This is a genomic window from Pseudomonadota bacterium, from assembly GCA_041395565.1.
Classification (GTDB): domain Bacteria; phylum Pseudomonadota; class Gammaproteobacteria; order UBA9214; family UBA9214; genus UBA9214.
Genome location: JAWLAI010000005.1, coordinates 369,281 through 388,073, shown reverse-complemented (window position 1 = coordinate 388,073; position 18,793 = coordinate 369,281). Strand labels below are relative to the sequence as shown.

At 64.0% G+C, this 18,793-nt stretch carries 11 protein-coding genes; 5 read left to right on the top strand and 6 right to left on the bottom strand.

Annotated elements, in window-relative coordinates:
- Window positions 1-12: 12 nt before the first annotated feature.
- Complete coding sequence (locus tag R3F42_09685; GenBank protein MEZ5542305.1) at window positions 13-1,809, bottom strand: LTA synthase family protein; 1,797 nt, start codon at window positions 1,807-1,809, stop codon at window positions 13-15.
- Window positions 1,810-1,930: 121 nt separating this feature from the next.
- Between R3F42_09685 and R3F42_09680 the strand changes: the two genes are divergently transcribed.
- The 3 genes from R3F42_09680 to R3F42_09670 all read left to right on the top strand — a co-directional run bounded on the left by R3F42_09680 (window position 1,931) and on the right by R3F42_09670 (window position 5,720).
- Window positions 1,931-2,464, top strand: coding sequence for a GNAT family N-acetyltransferase (locus tag R3F42_09680; GenBank protein MEZ5542304.1), 534 nt, complete (start codon window positions 1,931-1,933; stop codon window positions 2,462-2,464).
- A complete protein-coding gene (locus R3F42_09675) occupies window positions 2,457-3,605 on the top strand; it encodes a M20/M25/M40 family metallo-hydrolase (protein MEZ5542303.1) in 1,149 nt (382 codons plus the stop codon). The genes R3F42_09680 and R3F42_09675 overlap by 8 nt, the downstream gene beginning before the upstream one ends.
- A gap of 243 nt (window positions 3,606-3,848) precedes the next feature.
- Complete coding sequence (locus R3F42_09670) at window positions 3,849-5,720, top strand: potassium transporter Kup (GenBank protein ID MEZ5542302.1); 1,872 nt, start codon at window positions 3,849-3,851, stop codon at window positions 5,718-5,720.
- Between the two features lie 90 nt (window positions 5,721-5,810).
- Here the strand turns inward: R3F42_09670 and trkA are convergent, their stop codons facing one another.
- Together trkA and R3F42_09660 are read right to left on the bottom strand one after the other, a co-directional pair.
- Window positions 5,811-7,184, bottom strand: a complete 1,374-nt coding sequence (gene trkA / locus R3F42_09665; protein ID MEZ5542301.1) for a Trk system potassium transporter TrkA — start codon at window positions 7,182-7,184, stop codon at window positions 5,811-5,813.
- A gap of 25 nt (window positions 7,185-7,209) precedes the next feature.
- On the bottom strand, window positions 7,210-8,655 hold the full coding sequence (locus R3F42_09660; GenBank protein MEZ5542300.1) for a TrkH family potassium uptake protein: 1,446 nt from the start codon (window positions 8,653-8,655) through the stop codon (window positions 7,210-7,212).
- 319 nt (window positions 8,656-8,974) lie between these two features.
- Between R3F42_09660 and R3F42_09655 the strand changes: the two genes are divergently transcribed.
- Window positions 8,975-10,447 carry a DUF4118 domain-containing protein gene (locus R3F42_09655; GenBank protein MEZ5542299.1) on the top strand — a complete coding sequence of 491 codons (1,473 nt, stop codon included), beginning with the start codon at window positions 8,975-8,977 and terminating at the stop codon, window positions 10,445-10,447.
- The gene (locus R3F42_09650) at window positions 10,444-11,142 is read left to right on the top strand and encodes a response regulator (protein ID MEZ5542298.1); all 699 of its coding nucleotides are present in this window, start codon (window positions 10,444-10,446) and stop codon (window positions 11,140-11,142) included. Before R3F42_09655 ends, R3F42_09650 begins: the two co-directional genes overlap by 4 nt.
- A gap of 34 nt (window positions 11,143-11,176) precedes the next feature.
- Here R3F42_09650 and hemE read toward each other — a convergent pair whose 3' ends face one another.
- The 3 genes from hemE to gltB form a co-directional block, all read right to left on the bottom strand.
- The gene (gene hemE, locus R3F42_09645) at window positions 11,177-12,241 is read right to left on the bottom strand and encodes a uroporphyrinogen decarboxylase (GenBank protein ID MEZ5542297.1); all 1,065 of its coding nucleotides are present in this window, start codon (window positions 12,239-12,241) and stop codon (window positions 11,177-11,179) included.
- A gap of 454 nt (window positions 12,242-12,695) precedes the next feature.
- Window positions 12,696-14,147: a glutamate synthase subunit beta gene (locus R3F42_09640; GenBank protein MEZ5542296.1), complete on the bottom strand. Its 1,452-nt coding sequence runs from the start codon at window positions 14,145-14,147 to the stop codon at window positions 12,696-12,698.
- A gap of 2 nt (window positions 14,148-14,149) precedes the next feature.
- Window positions 14,150-18,790, bottom strand: a complete 4,641-nt coding sequence (gene gltB / locus R3F42_09635; protein MEZ5542295.1) for a glutamate synthase large subunit — start codon at window positions 18,788-18,790, stop codon at window positions 14,150-14,152.
- Between the last annotated feature and the right edge of the window lie 3 nt (window positions 18,791-18,793).

Below are 18,793 nucleotides of genomic sequence, written 5' to 3'. Positions count from 1 at the left end.
CAGGCGCCGACACTATTTCTGCAGGGCGAATTGCGCGCCGACGAACAAGTCGTCGGCGACGGTGACCACGTCCTGCAGCCAGGCTGCGCTTGCGGCGCATTCATCCTGCCATGGCGGTGCCTTGCAGACGACGACCTGTCCGCCATCACCGCTCACCAGGTACTGCAGCCCGGGAATGGGACGTACGTGCATGGCACTGCGTGGCGCGGTCAGTTCCAGCGGACCGGTGTAGTCGAGGTGCAGCAGGCGCAGGAGGTGCGCCGGCAGTTCGTAGAGTGACAGTGTGCCAAGTTGCTGCGCACCGCGTTGACCGTCGATGACGATCAGCGGCGCGGCATTGTAGGCGCCGAACATTGCAGGGGTGAACTTGCTGCGGTTGTCCGCGAGTACGCCGGATTCGACATAGCCGGCGAAGTTCTGCCCGAGGTAGGGCGGGTGATCACCGAAGATCACGATCAGTGCATCCGGGTCACGGGCGCGCAGTATCCCGAGGAACTCTATCAGTTCCTTGGCCTTGTAGTAGGCGGTGTTGGCGTAGCTGCCGACCTCGGGCACCTTTGAGCTGTCCTCGATAACGCGCGTGCGTTCACCGCGCAGCGGATAATCCCAGTGGCCGAAGTAGGTGACGATGTAATCCAGCAGCGGCTTGCCCGAGTCGAGCCAGGGGCCGATCTTCTCCAGGACCTGGCGATACAGTGAGGCGTCGCTCATGAAGTTGCGCACCATGTCTACCTGCTCGAAGTCGTCCAGCGACCAATAGGTCCCGAAGCCGAGGCGGCGGTAGGCGTTGACGCGGTTCCAGAACACCGGCACGTTGGGATGCGAGGCGATGGTGGCGTAGCCGTGCTCCGCCAGGATGCGCGGCAGGCAGGGGGCGTCATTCTTCAGGTCGCGTTCGAACTTGACCGCGTCCTTGAGTACCGGGAACCCGCACAGGGCCTCGAACTCGGCGTTGGCGGTGTAGCCGCCGAACACCGGCGACAGGATGTGGCTGTTGCCCGCCTGCTCCCAGAGCTTGCGGAAATTCCGTGGCAGCGGGTCGCGCGAATAATGTCCAGCCGTGAGTGCGGACGGATCCCAGAACGACTCGAGCAGGATGATGTGCACGTTTCGCTGCCTGAATTCCGCGGCCGGCGCCGTGTGCTCGGGCAGTCCGGCCAGCAGCCGGGCACTGGCGGCACGTACCGCCTCGCGGTCGGGCGGCGGGACACGGTCGGCGAAATAGCGCGCGCCTTCCATCAGTGTATAGAGAATGGCGCCGCGCTGGAGGTAGTTGCTGCGCTGGTCCCATACCACGTTGCCCACATAGCGGTCGAGCGGTGCGATGATATTGCGCGGCTGATAGACCAGCGTGACACCGAGCAGGAGCAGCAGGGCCAGCGCCAGCCACGAGTTCCAGTTGCGCAGGCTGAAGTTGAAGATGAGCAGGCTGACAATGCCGACCAGGGGCAGCGCCGCCAGATAGAACTGCCAGCCTTCCAGCAGCAGCAGCAGCGTGCGCAGGGCGTACAGGTCGTCCGGCATGATCGGTCCGCCGAAGAAGCTGATCTTGACGGCATTGCCGATATACAGCAGCGCCATCAACAGACCCTGCAGCAGGAGAAATACCCAGAGCCGCCGTGACAGCGCGCTGAGCGCGTAGGCCAGCGCCAGATTGAGCAGATAGTCGCGCGGGATCACGTGGCCACGATGTGGACATCGAATCCCAAAGCCGCGACGGTAGAACAGCGCGTAGAACAGCGCAGTCGACAGGACTGGCAGCAGCAGGTGGGCGCAGGATACGGCGATCGGGCATGGCGGAGCTGGCAAGTGAAATCGAGGTCCCATAGGATACCCAGGCATTTCAGCGGAATCCAGCGGCTGCTTTTTGCGCCGTAACCACATGAATGCGGGTATACTTTCCCGATACCAACCACCTGCGTGAGTTGCCATGAATGCTGCCTACAAGAGCGTCGAGGTGCGCGAGATGGAGCTGGAGGACCTGCCGGCGGTGTACGCGCTGGGCGAGTCCGTGTTCACGGCCGACAAGTGGCCCAGCCTGTACCGCACCTGGGACGAATACGAGGCCACCGGGCTGTTCCATTCCGACGGCGAGTTCTGCCTGGTCGCGGAGTTCGAGGAGCGGCTGGCGGGTTTTGCGCTCGGCTCGCTCATCGACAAGCGCAACAGTGCCTGGAGTTACGGCTATCTCACCTGGCTGGCGGTCGATCCCGGACTCAAGCGCAGCGGTGTCGCCAGCCAGCTCATCGACGCCATTACCGAGGCCTTCATCCGTGCCGGGGCGCGCATGATGATCGTGGATACCGACGCCGACAACAAGCCGGCGATCAAGCTGTTCCGCAAGCATGATTTCCTGCACGAGGACCGGCATGTCTACCTCAGCAAGAACCTGACCTATCACCCGGACTACCAGCGACTGCGTGGGATGAAGCAGACTCGCCGCAGCAGGAAGACGGATGACTGAAGGCCTCCAGCAAATCCTTGCGAGCATCGACGACGACCGGCTCGAGCAGCTGCTGACCGATGCCGTCGAGCAGTACAGCCCCTCCTATGCCGAGGAGGCGGCCATGCAGGTGTTCGCCGCGCGCCTCAATGAGTGCGGGGTGCGCTACATGCGCCAGCCGCTCCCGCCCGGCAGCGGTCCGGCCGGCGATACCCGCGCCAACCTGATCATCGAGCTCGGGCCGCAGCCTGTCGCGTTGATGTGGGTAGGTCATGTCGATACCGTGCCACTCATCGACGAAGAGGAGCAGCGCCTGCACCGCGAGGGCGATATCCTGCACGGGCTCGGCACGGCGGATATGAAATCGGGTTGCGCCGCCATCGTCGAGGCGGTGATCGCGGTGGTCAAGGCAGGCGCGGAGCTACGGCGCGGCCTCATTGTGGCGCTGGTGGTCGGCGAGGAGGAATACGGGGACGGTTCCGAGGCGCTGCTCGATTGGCGCACCGCGCCGCTTACCGTCATCGGCGAGCCCACCGGCCTGGTGCCGTGCGTGGATCACTACGGCTACTATGAATGCCGCATGACCGTGCAGGGCGCGCGCGCGCATGCCGCGCTGCCGGAGATGGGCGCCAGCGCCATCCACGCCATGCTGGCGTGGATGCAGCACATCATGGAGGCCGGTGGCGAGGCCGAGTACGGGCTGACCATCAGCCCGCGCGAGATCCGCGGCGGCGCCGGGCTGTTCATGGTGGCGCAGGAATGCGAGGCGGCGATCGACATCCATGCCCCGCCCGGCGTCGACAACACGGTCATCGACCGCCTGATCGAGCAGGCCCGGCAACGCGCGCAGGAAACGCATCCGCGCTGCGATCTGCAGTTCGAGAACCTGTACTGGGCGACCGGCTACGCCAATGCGCCGGACGATCCGCTGCTCGTTCCGCTGCGTCGGGCCTTCCACGCCGCGGGGCTGGCATGGGAGCCGGCGGCGTTCCGTTCGCACTCCGACGGCAGCCTGTTTCACCAGAAGGGATCGGTACCGGTCATCTGCGGTCCAGGGCGGCTCGAGGTGGCGCACACACGCCACGAGCACGTCTCGCTACAGGAGACCGGCGCGGCGGCGCGCCTCTACGCCGCGCTCATCCACGCCGCCTGCGTGGCCTGAGCAGGGTAACCTACCGGGAGGAATCACATTTTCACGCCGGGTTTGGCGGTCGTCCGTGCCTGCCAGAGTTGAACAGTCAGGACAGTCTTGCCTGCATTTGGGCTGCTGAATCCGTGTTGCGGTCAATGTTGCCTATCTGTGCCGGTATCCTGCTGGTGCTTCGCTGTGCCGGGATTCGTGGCCTTTGTTGTATCCTGTAACCGTAGCGGGCACTAGCAAATGACTGGCTAGGGTGCAGTCGGCATGCGGCGAGCGGACACAACAAAATCATCGACCCCGGCCCTAGCACTTGGCGCAGCAGGAGTTGTGTTCGGTGATATCGGTACCAGCCCGCTCTACACCATGAAGGAGGTGTTCGGCGGGCACCACTTGGTACTGAGCCAAGTCAATGTGCTCGGTATCCTTTCGCTGGTGTTCTGGTCACTGATGCTGGTCGTCTCGCTGAAATATGTCGGCATCATGATGCGAGCCGACAACAAGGGCGAGGGCGGTATCCTGGCTCTCCTGACGCTGGCGCAAAAGCTGGCTCCTCGCCAGGCACGGCGCCGAATTCTGATAATCCTGGGCTTTGTCGGCGCTGCGCTGTTCTTTGGCGATAGCCTTATTACGCCGGCTATCTCCGTGCTGTCAGCCATCGAGGGTCTGGAGGTTGGTGCACCTGTCCTGCACCCGTTTGTGATACCGCTGGCACTCGGGATTCTCGGCGGCCTGTTCTTGCTTCAGCAGCATGGAACGGCCGCAATCGGCCGGCTGTTCGGGCCGGTGATGCTGGTGTGGTTCGGTGTGCTGGGCGTGCTTGGGCTGTTCAGTATCCTCGAACACCCTTACGTGATATGGGCTATCAATCCGCGGTATGCCATTGAATTTTTCAGTGCGCACGGTATCGCTGGTATCCTGGTGCTGGGGGCAGTGGTGCTCGCCATTACCGGTGCCGAAGCCCTGTACGCCGATATGGGGCATTTCGGCCGCAAACCTATCCAGCTGATATGGTTCTGTTATGTGCTGCCCGCGTTGCTGCTGAACTATTTCGGGCAGGGCGCGCTGATGCTGTCCGACCCGGCGGCGGTGCGGAATCCGTTTTATCTGCTGGCACCCGAGTGGGCGCTGTATCCCATGATCGCACTGGCTACGGTGGCCGCCGTGATTGCCTCTCAGGCAGTTATTACCGGTGCGTTTTCGGTGACGCGTCAGGTCATCCAGATGGGCTACGCACCGCGCATGATCATTCGCCATACTTCCGTGCGGGAGCGCGGCCAGATCTATGTCCCGATGGTGAACTGGCTGCTATTGGGCGGGATTGCTCTGCTGGTGCTGGGTTTCCGCGCTTCCAGCAACCTGGCAGCGGCATATGGCATTGCCGTGACCGGTACATTCGCGATTGACACTATCCTCGTTTTTGTGGTGCTACGCGCACGCTGGCGACTGGGCATGCCCGTAACGCTGCTGGGCATGGCGGCATTCCTGAGCATCGATCTGGCTTTTTTCGCTGCCAATGCGGTGAAGATTCCGGAGGGCGGCTGGTTTCCACTGGCGGTAGCGGCGGTGGTATTCACGCTGCTAGTCACCTGGAAACGCGGGCGCGAGATCGTCATGGCCTGCCTGCAGCAGGGCGGAATACCGCTGGTGGGATTTCTGCCCAGCCTGCTCTCCTATCCGCCCATGCGCGTACCGGGCACGGCCGTGTTCATGACCGCGGATCCGCAGAACACACCTCCCGCCTTGCTGCACAACCTGAAGCACAACAAGGTGATACATGCGCGTGTGGTCGTGCTGAACGTGCGCATCACCGATGTCCCCTTCCTCACCGAAGACGAGCGTACAGAGGTGAAAGATCTCGGACCGGCATTCTACCGTGTCATCGTCAATTATGGTTTCATGGACGACATCGATATCCCCCGCGTACTGGAGAGTTGCCAGTGTGGCGGCAGCTTCGACATCATGGATACGACCTTTTTCTACAGCCGCGAGAACCTGATTCCCCGCCGCGGCGAGGTCATGGCGATCTGGCGTGAACGCATTTTCGTCGCCATGGCGCGCAGTGCCGCGAGCCCTATGACCTATTTCCGTATTCCGGCCAACCGAGTAGTGGAACTCGGTACCCAGATAGAGATCTGACGATGTCAGCTATCATGCATGCAACTTGCCGGTAGGGCCCGGCATGGACAGGGGTGGACCTGTCGACCTCGACACGGCATGAGTATGCATTCAAAGAAAGGTAATCGATACCTGGAACAGGCGCTCGACCTCGCCGATCCTGCGCTTGTCGGCGAGGAACAGGATGACATGATCCTGTGACTCGATGACGGTATCCCGGTGCGGGAACAGCAGCCGGTCGGCCCGCACGATTGCGCCGACCATGGTGCCTGCCGGGAGCGGCAGCTCGCCGACCGGCTGACCGACGACGCGGGATGTCTCGCGATCGCCGTGGGCAATGACCTCGATGGCCTCGGCGGCACCGCGGCGCAGCGCGTGTACCGCCACCACGTCACCGCGCCGGATATGGGCTAGCAGCGCGCCGATGGTCACCTGCGCCGGCGAGAGGGCGATATCCACGGCCGTACCCTGGGCGAGATCGACATAGCTCGAGCGGTTGATGATGGACACGACCTTGCGCGCCCCGAGCCGCCGGGCCAGCATGGCGGAGAGGATGTTCGCCTCGTCGTCGTTGGTGACGGCGCAGAACAGATCCGTGTCCTCGATGTCCTCCTGTTTCATCAGCTCCTGATCCGCCGCGTCGCCGTGCAGGACGATGGTCCGGTGCAACGCGCCGGCCAGTTCGCGGCAGCGTGCTGGATCGCACTCGATGAGCTTGACGTGGTAGTCGCGCTCGATGGTCTGCGCCAGGCGCAAACCGATGTTGCCGCCGCCGGCGATGATGATGCGCCGGTTGGGCCGGTCCGAGCGGCGGAATGCCGCGACCACGCGCGGGATATCGCGCGGTGCGGCGAGGAAGAAGATCTCGTCGCCGTCCTCGATCACCGTGCCGCCCTCCGGGGTGATCGGCCGGTCGTGCCGGAACACGGCCACGACACGGGTTTCCACGCCTGGCATCTTGCCCGGTAGATTGCTGAGCTCCTGCCCGATCAGCGCGCCGCCGTGATGGGCCTGCACGGCCACGAGCTGCGCCTTGCCCTCCGCGAAATCCAGGATCTGGAGTACGCCGGGTGAATCGATCAGGTGCTGGATGAACGTGGTCACCAGCTGCTCGGGGCTGATGATGTAGTTGATCGGCACTGCGTCCGGCGAGAACAGGCGCGGGTGGTTGAGGTATTCCCGTGAACGTACCCGCGCCAGCCGCAGCGGGGTATGGAACAGGGAATGCGCGACCTGGCATGCGATCATGTTGATTTCGTCGCTGTTGGTGACGGCCAGGACCATGTCCGCATCCTCGATTCCGGCAAGTCGCAGCACGTCGGGATGCGAGGCCTGGCCCGTCACGGTGCGGATGTCGCAGCGTTCCTGCAGCGCGTTGAGCAGGTGCGGATGTTGGTCCACAACCGTGATGTCGTTGGCCTCACCGGCCAGGGCGTGGGCTACGGTGCTACCGACCTGGCCGGCCCCGAGGATGATGATTTTCATGCGTGTTACCTACACATCCGGTTGTCTAGTGCCGCCAGAAGGCAGGGAGGAACAGGATCAGCAGGGTGAAGACTTCCAGTCGTCCCACCAGCATGCCGAAGATGCCCAGCCACTTGATCACGGGGCTGACCGAGGCGAAATTGCTGGCGACCTCTCCCAGGCCGGGGCCGAGCAGGTTGAGCGTGGCTACGACCGCGCCGAAGGCGGATTCGAGATTGAGTCCGGCGGCCATCATGGCGACAGTCAGCAGCAGCGCGGTGACAATGTAGAGGACATAGAATCCCCAGACCGAGAACACCACATCCTCCGATACCGGGCGATTGCCCAGCTTGACCAGCGACACCGACTGGGGATGCGCCAACTGGAACAGCTGGCGCAGGCCGAGCTTCGCCAGCAGCATGATGCGCAGGATCTTGATGCCGCCGGCGGTGGAGCCGGCGCAGCCGCCCGTGAATGAAAGAATGACCAGGATCAGGGGAATATGCAGTGGCCAGGCGGCGAAGGTGACGGTACCGAAGCCGGTGCTGGTGAGTATCGATGCAACCTGGAAGGCAGCCTGGCGCAGGGCCTGCCAGCCGCCGTTATAGGCGCCTGCCCAGTACAGGCTTGCGGCCACGAACAGCGTCGAGAGCAGGAAGATCAAGCCGTAGCCGCGCACCTCGGGGTCGGTGCCGTATGGCCGCAGCGAGAGATGCCGCCAGGCCAGGAAATGGATGGCGAAATTCACCCCCCCGGCGAGCATGAACACGATGGCGATGAACTCGATGAGCGGGCTGTCGTAGTAGCCGATGCTGGCGTCGTGCGTCGAGAAGCCGCCGGTGGAAACGGTGGCGAAGGCATGGCCCACGGCGTCGAAGAGTTCCATGCCGGCGATCCAGAAGGCGAGCGCGCACGCCAGGGTCAGCGTGAAATAGATTACCCACAGCACACGCGCCGTTTCCGCGATACGCGGCGTGATCTTTTCCTGCTTGGACACGCCCGATGCCTCGGCCCGGTACAGCTGCATACCGCCGACTCCGAGTAGCGGGAGGATCGCGACGGCGAGAACGATGATACCCATGCCGCCCAGCCACTGGATCTGCTGGCGATGATACAGGATGGACGGCGGCAGCCTGTCGAGCCCGACGATGACGGTGGCGCCGGTCGTGGTGAAGCCGGAGATGGACTCGAAGATGGCATCGGTGATGCCGAGATGCAGGCCAAGGATGAAAGGCAGAGAGCCGACGACGCCGAGCAAAGCCCAGAACAGGGTGACGAACAGGAAACCATCGCGTACTGACAGTTCACTGTGCTGGTCGATGTTGGGCAGCCACAGCGCGGCGCCGGCAGCGATCGTGATCAGCAGGGAAGCGCCGAACAGCGTCCACTGACCGTCGGCATACACCAGCGAGAGCACGAGCGAGGGCAGAAAGCCCAGGCTGTAGAGCATGAGCAGGATACCGAAGAGACGGGTTATTGCGCGCCAGTGCATCGGGAAGGAAACTTCATTGCGTGGTAACAGTCACAGTGGTCGGCAGTCCGCTAACCCGGATATCGCCGGCACTTTCGCCTCCGGGCGCATGGCGGCCTGGCCGGTTCGGTACGGCGTGCAGACGGGCAGCGCGGCGCCCGGGAAAAATTATCGGTATCGCGGTCATCGGGGTCACATAAAAAGAGTATAAAAACTTTATACTTTTTTTATTTTCGACGCCTCCCCTCCCGCGGCGGCATAATGCGCCCTCGCACGGGAAATGCACCGGAAATCGATCGTCATGCCGCAAAAGACCCGGATTCAGGACAGGTTTTCCCCGTTGCCCCCGCGGTTAGCCTACGCCGTCGCGGTCGGGGTGGTGGCTGTAACCATAGCACTGGCATATCCGCTGCATCGTCTCATGCCGCATGCCAGCCTGTCACTGCTGTTTCTGACCGGTGTGGTCATCGTGGCGGCGCGTACCGGGCCCGGACCGGCGTTGCTGGCAGGCCTGCTCAGTTTTCTCGCGTACAACTACCTGTTTACCTCGCCCTATCATACGCTGACGGTGGCGAGCGACGGCGATCTGGCGACGCTGGCGTTTTTCCTCCTGATGGCCGCCATTACCGGGAACCTCGCGGCGCGTATGCACCAGGAAGTGGCGTCACGGCGTTCCTCGCTCGGGCGCATCTCGAACCTCTACGAGTTCGGCCGGCGCATGTCCTCTGCGGCGGGTGCATCCAGTGTGCTGGAGGCGCTGGCCGACCACCTGGCCCAGTCACTGCAGCTGCCGGTCGCGGTGCTCGTGGCCGATCCCGAGGGGCAGCCGGTGGTCGCGGCCCGGGCGGGTGGCGCAGCGCCGTTACGGCAGGCGGTGATCGATGCTGCCTGGGCTGGCCGGGATGCCGGGCCCGGCGTGGTGGATTCCTGGCAGATCCAGCGCCTGGATACCCAGCGCGAGCCGGCCGGCAGGGTGGTCATCGCCGGCGTGCTCGATGGCGAGCAGCGCGAGCTGGCCAGCAGCCTATGCGACCAGGCTGCCGTCGCGCTGGACCGGACCCGCCTCGTGACGGATCTCGAACAGATCCGGTTGGTCTCCGAAACGGAGCAGTTACGCTCGGCATTGCTGTCATCGATTTCGCACGATCTACGCACGCCACTGGCGTCGATCATCGGCTCCACCACCAGCCTGCTCGAATACGGCGCCGCTTTCAGCGAGGAGAATCGCAGGGAATTGCTGGCAACCGTGGTGGAGGAGGCGCAGCGCCTGGATCGCCATATCCAGAACCTGCTCGACATGACGCGTCTCGGGCATGGCGGCCTGAGTCTGCGCCGGGAATGGGTGGACCTGCACGATATCGTCGCCAGTGCCGTGACCCGGCTGCGGGATGTCCTGAAAGACCTGCCGGTCGATGTCACGATAGACGAAGGCGTACCCCTGCTGTGGGTGCACGGTGTCCTCATCGAACAGGCGCTGGTCAATCTGCTCGACAATGCCGCGCGGTTCTCTCCACCGGAGGGCCGCCTCGCGATCACCGCCACAGCGACTGACACACAGATCCAGATCGCGCTCTGCGATGACGGCCCGGGAATTCCCCCGCAAGAGCGGGAAAGGATCTTTGATATGTTCTACACCATGCGCCAGGGGGATCGCGGACAACTGCAGGGAACCGGGCTCGGTTTGGCAATCTGCCGCGGCATGGTGGCTGCACACGGCGGTACGGTTACAGCGCATGACGGCAGGCATGGCCGTGGTACCTGCATGCGCATCGTGCTGCCGGTGGTGCGGCCGGAAGCGGAAGCTGTGACATGAGCGCTGCGGGCGGCACGATCCTCCTGGTCGAGGACGAGGCGCAGATCCGCAAGTTCCTGCGCATCAGCCTCGAGGCGCATGGCTACAGCGTGCACGAGGCGCGCTGCGGTGCGGACGGCCTGGAGCAATGTGCTGTGCTGCAGCCGCAACTCGTAATTCTCGATCTCGGCCTGCCGGACATGGATGGGCAGCAGTTCATCCAGCGCCTGCGCGAATGGTCCCAGACGCCCGTGATCGTGCTGTCGGTGCGTGCCGCGGAAGAGGAAAAGGTGCAGGCTCTGGACGCCGGAGCGAATGACTATGTGACGAAGCCTTTCGGAATCAGCGAGCTGATGGCGCGCATCCGTGTCGTGCTGCGCGGTCACGAGGAGACGGCCGCTGCGCCGAACGTGTTCGAGTCGCAGGGGCTGCGGGTAGACCTGGCGCAACGCGATGTGCGGGTCGATGGCCAGCGTGTGCACCTGTCACGCAAGGAATACGATTTGCTGCGCCTGCTGGTCGCCTCGCGCGGTCGTCTGCTCACCCATCAGCAGATACTGCGCGAGGTGTGGGGGGAAACACACCGCGACGAGATCCATTACCTGCGGGTCCTGGTCGGCCAGTTGCGGCAGAAGCTGGGTGACGACCCGGGCCAGCCGCGTTTCATCGCCACCGTGCAGGGCGTGGGATACCGCCTGGCCTTGCCGGCAGCTTGAAAGGTAGCTGGCGAGGCGCTGTTGTAGGGCGGAACTAGCGGTGGTACTGCGCGCTCAGTTCGTGCACGGCGCTGATCAGTGCGCCGGCATGCTCCGGGTCGACATCCGGGTTGATGCCGTGCCCGAGGTTGAACACGTGGCCGGAGCCGTGGCCGAATGCGGCGAGCACGCCGGCGACACGGTCGCGGATGACCTCCGGGGCTGCGTATAGCACGGCGGGATCGAGATTGCCCTGCAGCGCCACGCGATCACCGACCTGCTGCCGCGCCCGGGCGATATCTGCAGTCCAGTCCAGACCGAGGGCGTCCGCACCGGTGGCGGCCATTGCCTCCAGCCATTGGGCGCCACCCTTGGTGAACAGGATGGCAGGTACCCTGCGGCCATCGGCCTCGCGCGTCAGCCCGTCCAGGATCTGCTGCATATAGCGCAGCGAGAAGTCGCGGTAATCATCCGGGGTGAGGACACCACCCCAGGTATCGAAGATCATGACTGCCTGTGCGCCGGCGGCAATCTGGGCGTTGAGGTAGTCGGTGACGGCGCCGGCGATGGTATCGAGCAGTCGGTGCATCAGCTGCGGTGCGCCATAGAGCATGCCCTTGACCTGCGAATAGGTCTTGGTGGAGCTGCCCTCGACCATGTAGGTTGCCAGGGTCCAGGGGCTGCCGGAAAAACCGATGAGCGGCACGCGGCCGGCGAGTGTGCGCCGGATCAGGCGCACCGCATCCATGACATAGCGCAGTTCGTCTTCCGGGTCGGGGCGGGCGAGTGCCGCGATATCCGCCGCGCTGCGTACCGGCCGGTGAAAGCGCGGTCCTTCGCCTTCCTCGAAATACAGTCCGAGACCCATGGCATCCGGGACGGTGAGGATGTCGGAGAACAGGATGGCGGCATCGAGCGGGTAGCGATCGAGTGGCTGGATGGTGACTTCGCAGGCGAGCTCCGGGTTGGTGCACAGCGCCATGAAGCTGCCTGCCTGCTGGCGTACCCTGCGATATTCAGGCAGGTAGCGGCCGGCCTGGCGCATCATCCACACCGGCGTGACGTCGACGGGCTCGCGCAGCAGTGCGCGGAGGAAACGGTCATTTTGAAGAGTTTGCATTCTGTTTCATTCGCCCATGGCATTGATCGTTTTTTCGCCCCTGCCGGGGCAAGGTACTTTTCTTTGCGCCACCAAAGAAAGGTACCGAAAAGAAAGGCGGCCCCGCAGGCTTGCCCGGTAGGTCATCTGCGCTGACATACCGGGTGCCCTGCGCTGCTCGCCGGCGCCTAACGGGGTTTGCTGCGGCAACCCCGGGCCCCGTCGGCCGTGCCGAGTACCGCAGCCAGACCGGGTATAAGGCGCGCGCCCTGTCCGAGGCAAGCCAGGGCGGGATGGCTATTCCGCCCCGGCTCCGAGTTGCGCGCGCCCCCGGTCGGGCGAGGAACGCAGGGCAAGGCAGCGTAGCGGCCTTGTAGTACAACCCGGCACTGGCAGCGGGTGCCCTTCTCTTTGGGTACTTTCTCTTGGGCACGCAAGAGAAAGTACCTCGCCCCGGCAGGGGCGAAGCAGCTGCTTAGCGTGGTAACTCCGAACTGCCCATCAAATATTCATCGATGGCGCGCGCGCACTGGCGTCCCTCGCGGATTGCCCAGACCACGAGCGACTGGCCGCGGCGCATGTCGCCGGCGGCGAATACCTTGTCAATTGAGGTGCGGTAGGCGTGCTCGCCTTCGGTGCCGCCCTGAACGTTGCCACGCGGGTCAAGTTCGACGCCCAGCTCCTTGAGCATGCCGTCGTGCACCGGGTGCACGAAACCCATGGCCAGCAGGACCATATCGGCCTTGAGCTGGAATTCGCTGCCGGAGATCTCCTGCATCTGCCAGCGTCCGGCAGCGTCCTTGGTCCAGTCCACGCGGACACAGTTGATGGCGCTGACCTTGCCGTCCTGTCCATCGATGGACTTGGTCGCGACCGACCAGTCGCGCACGGCGCCCTCGTTTTGTGAACTCGAGGTGCGCAGCTTGTTGGGCCATTCCGGCCAGGTCAGGCCCTTGTCGGGTCTTTCCGGGGGCCTGGGCAGGATCTCCAGCTGGGTCACGGACAGTGCGCCCTGGCGAAACGAGGTGCCGATGCAGTCCGATCCGGTATCGCCGCCGCCGATGACGATGACATGCTTGTCCTTGGCGCTCAGCGCCACGGCCGGCTCGATGGCATCGCCGGCATTGCGCCTGTTCTGCTGGGGCAGGAAGGTCATCGCGAAGTGTACGCCGTCCAGTTCGCGTCCCGGGACCTCGAGATCGCGCGGTTGCTCCGAACCGCCGGTCAGCGCGACGGCATCGAAGCGCTCGAGCAGTTCGCTGGCCGGTGTGGTTACGCCGATGTGCGTGTTGACGTGGAAGGTGACGCCTTCCGCCTCCATCTGCGCGAGGCGGCGGTCGATGATGTGCTTCTCCAGCTTGAAATCCGGGATACCGTATCGCAGCAGGCCGCCGATACGGTCATGTTTTTCGAACACCTCGACGCCGTGGCCGGCGCGTGCCAGCTGCTGGGCGCAGGCCATTCCTGCGGGCCCGGAGCCGACGACGGCAACCTTTTTTCCGGTACGGTGCGCGGCCGGCTGTGGCTGGATCCAGTTCTGCTCCCAGCCCTTGTCGACGATGGCGCACTCGATGGTCTTGATGGTGACCGGGATATCCTCGATGTTGAGGGTGCAGGCCTCCTCGCACGGTGCCGGACAGATACGACCGGTGAATTCGGGAAAGTTGTTGGTCGACTGCAGGACGGCGAGCGCTTCCTGCCACTGGCCGCGGTAGACCAGGTCATTCCAGTCCGGGATGATGTTGTTGACCGGGCAGCCCTGGTGGCAGAACGGTATGCCGCAGTCCATGCAGCGTGCCCCCTGCACCTTGAGTTCCTCGTCGGCCAGCGGAATGACGAACTCGCGGTAATGCTGCACGCGATCGGCGGCCGGTGCGTAACTGCGGTCATGGCGCTGGTACTCCAGGAAACCGGTGGGCTTACCCATGTTCAGTGACCCCTGCCGGCTGCCTGGCCGGCGGTTTGTTGGGTAGCCTGCATTTCCTGCAGCGCGCGCCGGTAGTCGACCGGCATGACCTTGATGAATTTCGGTAGGTAATCATTCCAGTGTTCCAGTATCCGCCGGCCACGCTCACTGTCGGTATAGTGCACGTGCCGCTGGATCAGGCGATTCAGGCGCTGCGCGTCATAGCGCGTCATGTCGCGGTCGAATTCGACCAGTCCGTGCGACTCGAGGTCGCCGCCCTGATGATCGATCGTCTCCAGGGCCGCGTCCTCGGCCGGTATCGGTTCGAGCTCGACCATGGCGAGGTTGCAGCGCTGCTCGAAATCGCCGGATTCGTCGAGCACGTAGGCGACGCCGCCGCTCATGCCGGCGGCGAAATTGCGCCCGGATTCACCCAGTACCACCACGATGCCGCCGGTCATGTACTCACAGCCGTGATCGCCGACACCTTCCACTACGGCAATGGCGCCGGAATTGCGCACTGCGAAGCGCTCGCCGGCCACGCCGCGGAGATAGCACTCGCCACTGATCGCGCCATACAGCACGGTATTGCCGACGATGATGTTCTCCTCGGCGACGATCGGTGCCTCCGCCGGTGGATACACCACCAGCCGCCCGCCGGACAGGCCCTTGCCGACATAGTCGTTGCCTTCACCGATCAGCGTGATACTCACGCCGCGCGCCACGAAAGCGCCGAAGCTCTGACCGGCAATCCCCCGCAGCGTGATGCTGATGGTGTCCTCCGGCAGCCCGGCGTGACCATAGCGCTTCGCCACCTCCCCGGAGAGCATGGCACCGACCGTGCGATTGGTGTTCCTGACAGGCAGCTCGATCTGCACCGGTTGCTGCTGCTCCAGCGCCGGCCGGGCCAGTTCGATGAGGCGGTTATCGAGCGCCTTGTCCAGGCCATGATCCTGTGTTGCGCAGTGATACACCGCTACGCCCGGCGCAGCCGCCGGTTTGTGCAGGATGCGGGAGTAGTCCAGGCCGCGCGCCTTCCAGTGATTGATGGCGCGGCGCATGTTGATATGCTGCGACTGGCCGATCATGTCGTCGAATTTCCGGTAGCCGAGTTTTGCCATCAGCCCGCGGATTTCCTCGGCGATGAAGAAGAAGTAATTGACCACGTGTTCCGGCTTGCCGGTGAAGCGCCGGCGCAACTCGGGATCCTGGGTGGCGACACCGACCGGGCAGGTGTTGAGATGGCACTTGCGCATCATGACACAGCCCTCGACGATCAGCGGGGCAGTGGCGAAACCGAACTCGTCGGCACCGAGCAGCGCGCCGATGACCACGTCGCGCCCGGTGCGCATGCCGCCATCGACCTGCACGGCAATGCGCGAGCGCAGGTTGTTCAGCACCAGGGTCTGATGGGTCTCGGCCAGACCGATTTCCCAGGGCGAGCCGGCATGCTTGATCGAGGTCAGCGGGCTGGCACCGGTGCCACCGTCGTAGCCGGCGATGGTTACGTGGTCGGCATGTGCCTTGGACACACCGGCAGCGACCGTGCCGACACCGACCTCAGCCACCAGCTTCACGCTGATATCAGCCTGCGGGTTGGCGTTTTTCAGGTCGTGGATCAGTTGCGCCAGATCCTCGATGGAGTAGATGTCATGGTGCGGCGGCGGTGAGATCAGGCCGACGCCCGGGGTGGAGTGGCGCACCTTGGCGATGGTGGCGTCGACCTTGTGGCCGGGCAACTGCCCGCCCTCGCCGGGCTTCGCGCCCTGCGCCATCTTGATCTGGATGACATCGGCATTGACCAGGTACTCGGTGGTCACGCCAAAACGCCCCGAGGCCACCTGCTTGATGGCGGAACGCGCGGAGTCGCCGTTCGGCAGCGGTTTGAAGCGTTCGGCCAGCTCGCCGCCTTCGCCGGTATTGGATTTGCCGCCGATGCGGTTCATGGCGATCGCCAGCGTCGAGTGCGCCTCGTAGGAGATCGAACCGAACGACATGGCGCCGGTCGCGAAGCGCTTGACGATTTCCTTTGCCGGCTCGACTTCTTCCAGCGGTACCGGGCTATCGGAGAACTTCAGCTCGAACAGCCCGCGCAGGTTCATCAGGCGCTCGTTCTGCTCGTTGACCAGGTCGGCGAATTCCCGGTAGGTTTTCGCGTCGTTGGCGCGCGTGGAATGCTGCAACTTGGCAATGGTGTCCGGCGTCCACATGTGGTCCTCGCCGCGCACGCGGAAGGCGTAGTCGCCGCCGACATCCAGACTGTTGCGATAGATCGGGTTGTCGCCGTAGGCATCGCGGTGCCAGCGCACGGCTTCCTCGGCCACCTCGTCCAGGCCGATGCCCTCGATGGTGGTGGCCGTGCCGGTGAAATACTTCTCCACGAAGCTGCTGTTCAGTCCCACCGCATCGAAAATCTGGGCGCCGCAGTAGGACTGGTAGGTCGATATGCCCATCTTGGACATGACCTTGAGCAGGCCCTTGCCGATGGCCTTGATATAGCGCTTCTTGACCGTTTCGGAATCCAGGCTGCCGGGCAGCTGCGTGCGCATCGCCTCGAGTGTCTCGAACGCCAGGTACGGGTTGATGGCCTCGGCGCCATAGCCGGCCAGCGTGGCGAACTGGTGCACCTCGCGTGCGGCGCCGGTCTCCAAGACCAGACCGGCCTCGGTACGCAGGCCGGCGTCCACCAGGTGGTGATGGACACTCGCCGTGGCCAGCAGGGCGGGAATCGCGATATGGTCGCTGTCGACGTGACGGTCGGACAGGATCAGGATGTTGTATCCGTCTTTCACCGCCTGCTCTGCCTGCTGGCAGACGGCCGCCAGCGCGCCTTCCATGCCGGCTGCGCCGGCGCTAGCCGGATAGCAGATGTCGAGGGTTTGGGTGCGGAAGGCCCCACCCGTGTGCTCCTCGATGTGACGCATGCGTTCCAGGTCGGTGTTTGTCAGGATCGGCTGGCTGACCTCCAGGCGCATGTGCTCGCCGGCCGACGCCAGGTCGAGCAGGTTCGGACGCGGACCGATCAGCGAGACCAGCGACATCACCAGTTCCTCGCGGATCGGGTCGATCGGCGGGTTGGTGACCTGGGCGAAGTTCTGCTTGAAGTAGTTCGCCAGGGGTTTCGGCTTGCTGGACAGCACGGCGATCGGATTGTCGGCCCCCATGGAGCCGACCGCCTCCTGACCTGTCACCGCCATCGGCATCATCAGGAACTTGACGTCTTCCTGGGTATAACCGAAGGCCTGCTGCTGGTCGAGCAGGGTGCTGTGGTCGGGTGTCATGGGGCTGACCTGGCCGGGCAGATCCCTGAGACGGATCTGGGTCCTGTCCAGCCAGTCCTGGTAGGGGCGGTTGCCGGCGAGGGTGTGCTTGAGTTCCGCGTCGTCTATGATGCGGCCCTGCTCCAGGTCGATAAGCAACATCTTGCCGGGTTGCAGGCGCCATTTCTTGACGATGCGCTCCTGCGGAATGTCCAGTACACCCATCTCCGAGGCCATCACCACCAGGTCATCGTCGGTGATCAGATAACGCGCCGGGCGCAGACCGTTGCGATCCAGCGTGGCACCGATCTGGCGACCGTCGGTGAATGCCACCGCCGCGGGTCCGTCCCAGGGTTCCATCAGTGCGGCATGGTATTCGTAGAAGGCACGGCGTTGTTCGTCCATCAGTGGATTGCCGGCCCATGCCTCCGGGATCAGCAGCATCATGGCGTGCGCCAGGGAATAGCCGCCGTTGACCAGCAATTCCAGCGCATTGTCGAAGCAGGCGGAATCGGACTGGCCTTCCGCGATCAACGGCCAGAGCTTTTGCAGGTCATTGCCGAACAGTTCCGAGGCCATGGAGTGGCGCCGGGCATTCATCCAGTTGATGTTCCCGCGCAGGGTATTGATTTCGCCGTTGTGGGCGATCATCCGGAACGGGTGTGCCAGATCCCAGGACGGAAAGGTATTGGTGGAAAAACGCTGGTGCACCAGGGCCAGCGCCGAGATCATGCGTTCATCGTTCAGATCGGCATAATAGGTTCCGACCTGGTTGGCTAGCAGCATGCCCTTATAACAAAGGGTGCGTGCTGACAACGAAGGCACATAAAAGCAGTCGCATCCATCCCGGCCCGAGTCACGGATGGTGTTTTCGACACGCTTGCGGATGATGAACAGCTTGCGCTCGAAGGCATCACCGTCGGCTGACGCAGCGCCCCTGCCAATGAACACCTGGCGGATTACCGGCTCGACGCGCCTGACGCTGGCACCCAGACCCTCGCTGTGCACCGGCACGTCGCGCCAGCCCAGCAGGGTCTGGCCTTCTTCGGCGATGGTTTGCTCGATCAGCGCTTCGCAGTACCGGCGGGTTGCCTCCTGCTGTGGCAGGAACAGCATGCCGACACCGTATTCACCGGCGCCCGGCAGGGCGATGCCGAGCCGGTTGCATTCCGCGCGCAGGAACACGTCCGGGACCTGCATCAAGATACCGGCGCCATCGCCAGCCAGCGGGTCTGCGCCGACTGCACCGCGGTGAGTCAGATTCTCGAGGATGCGTAGACCCTGGCGAATGATCTCATGGCTCTTGCGGCCCTTGACGTTGGCGACGAATCCGACGCCACAGGCGTCGTGCTCATTGGCCGGGTCGTAGAGTCCTTGTCGTGGGGGCAGCATGCCGTACTTCATTGA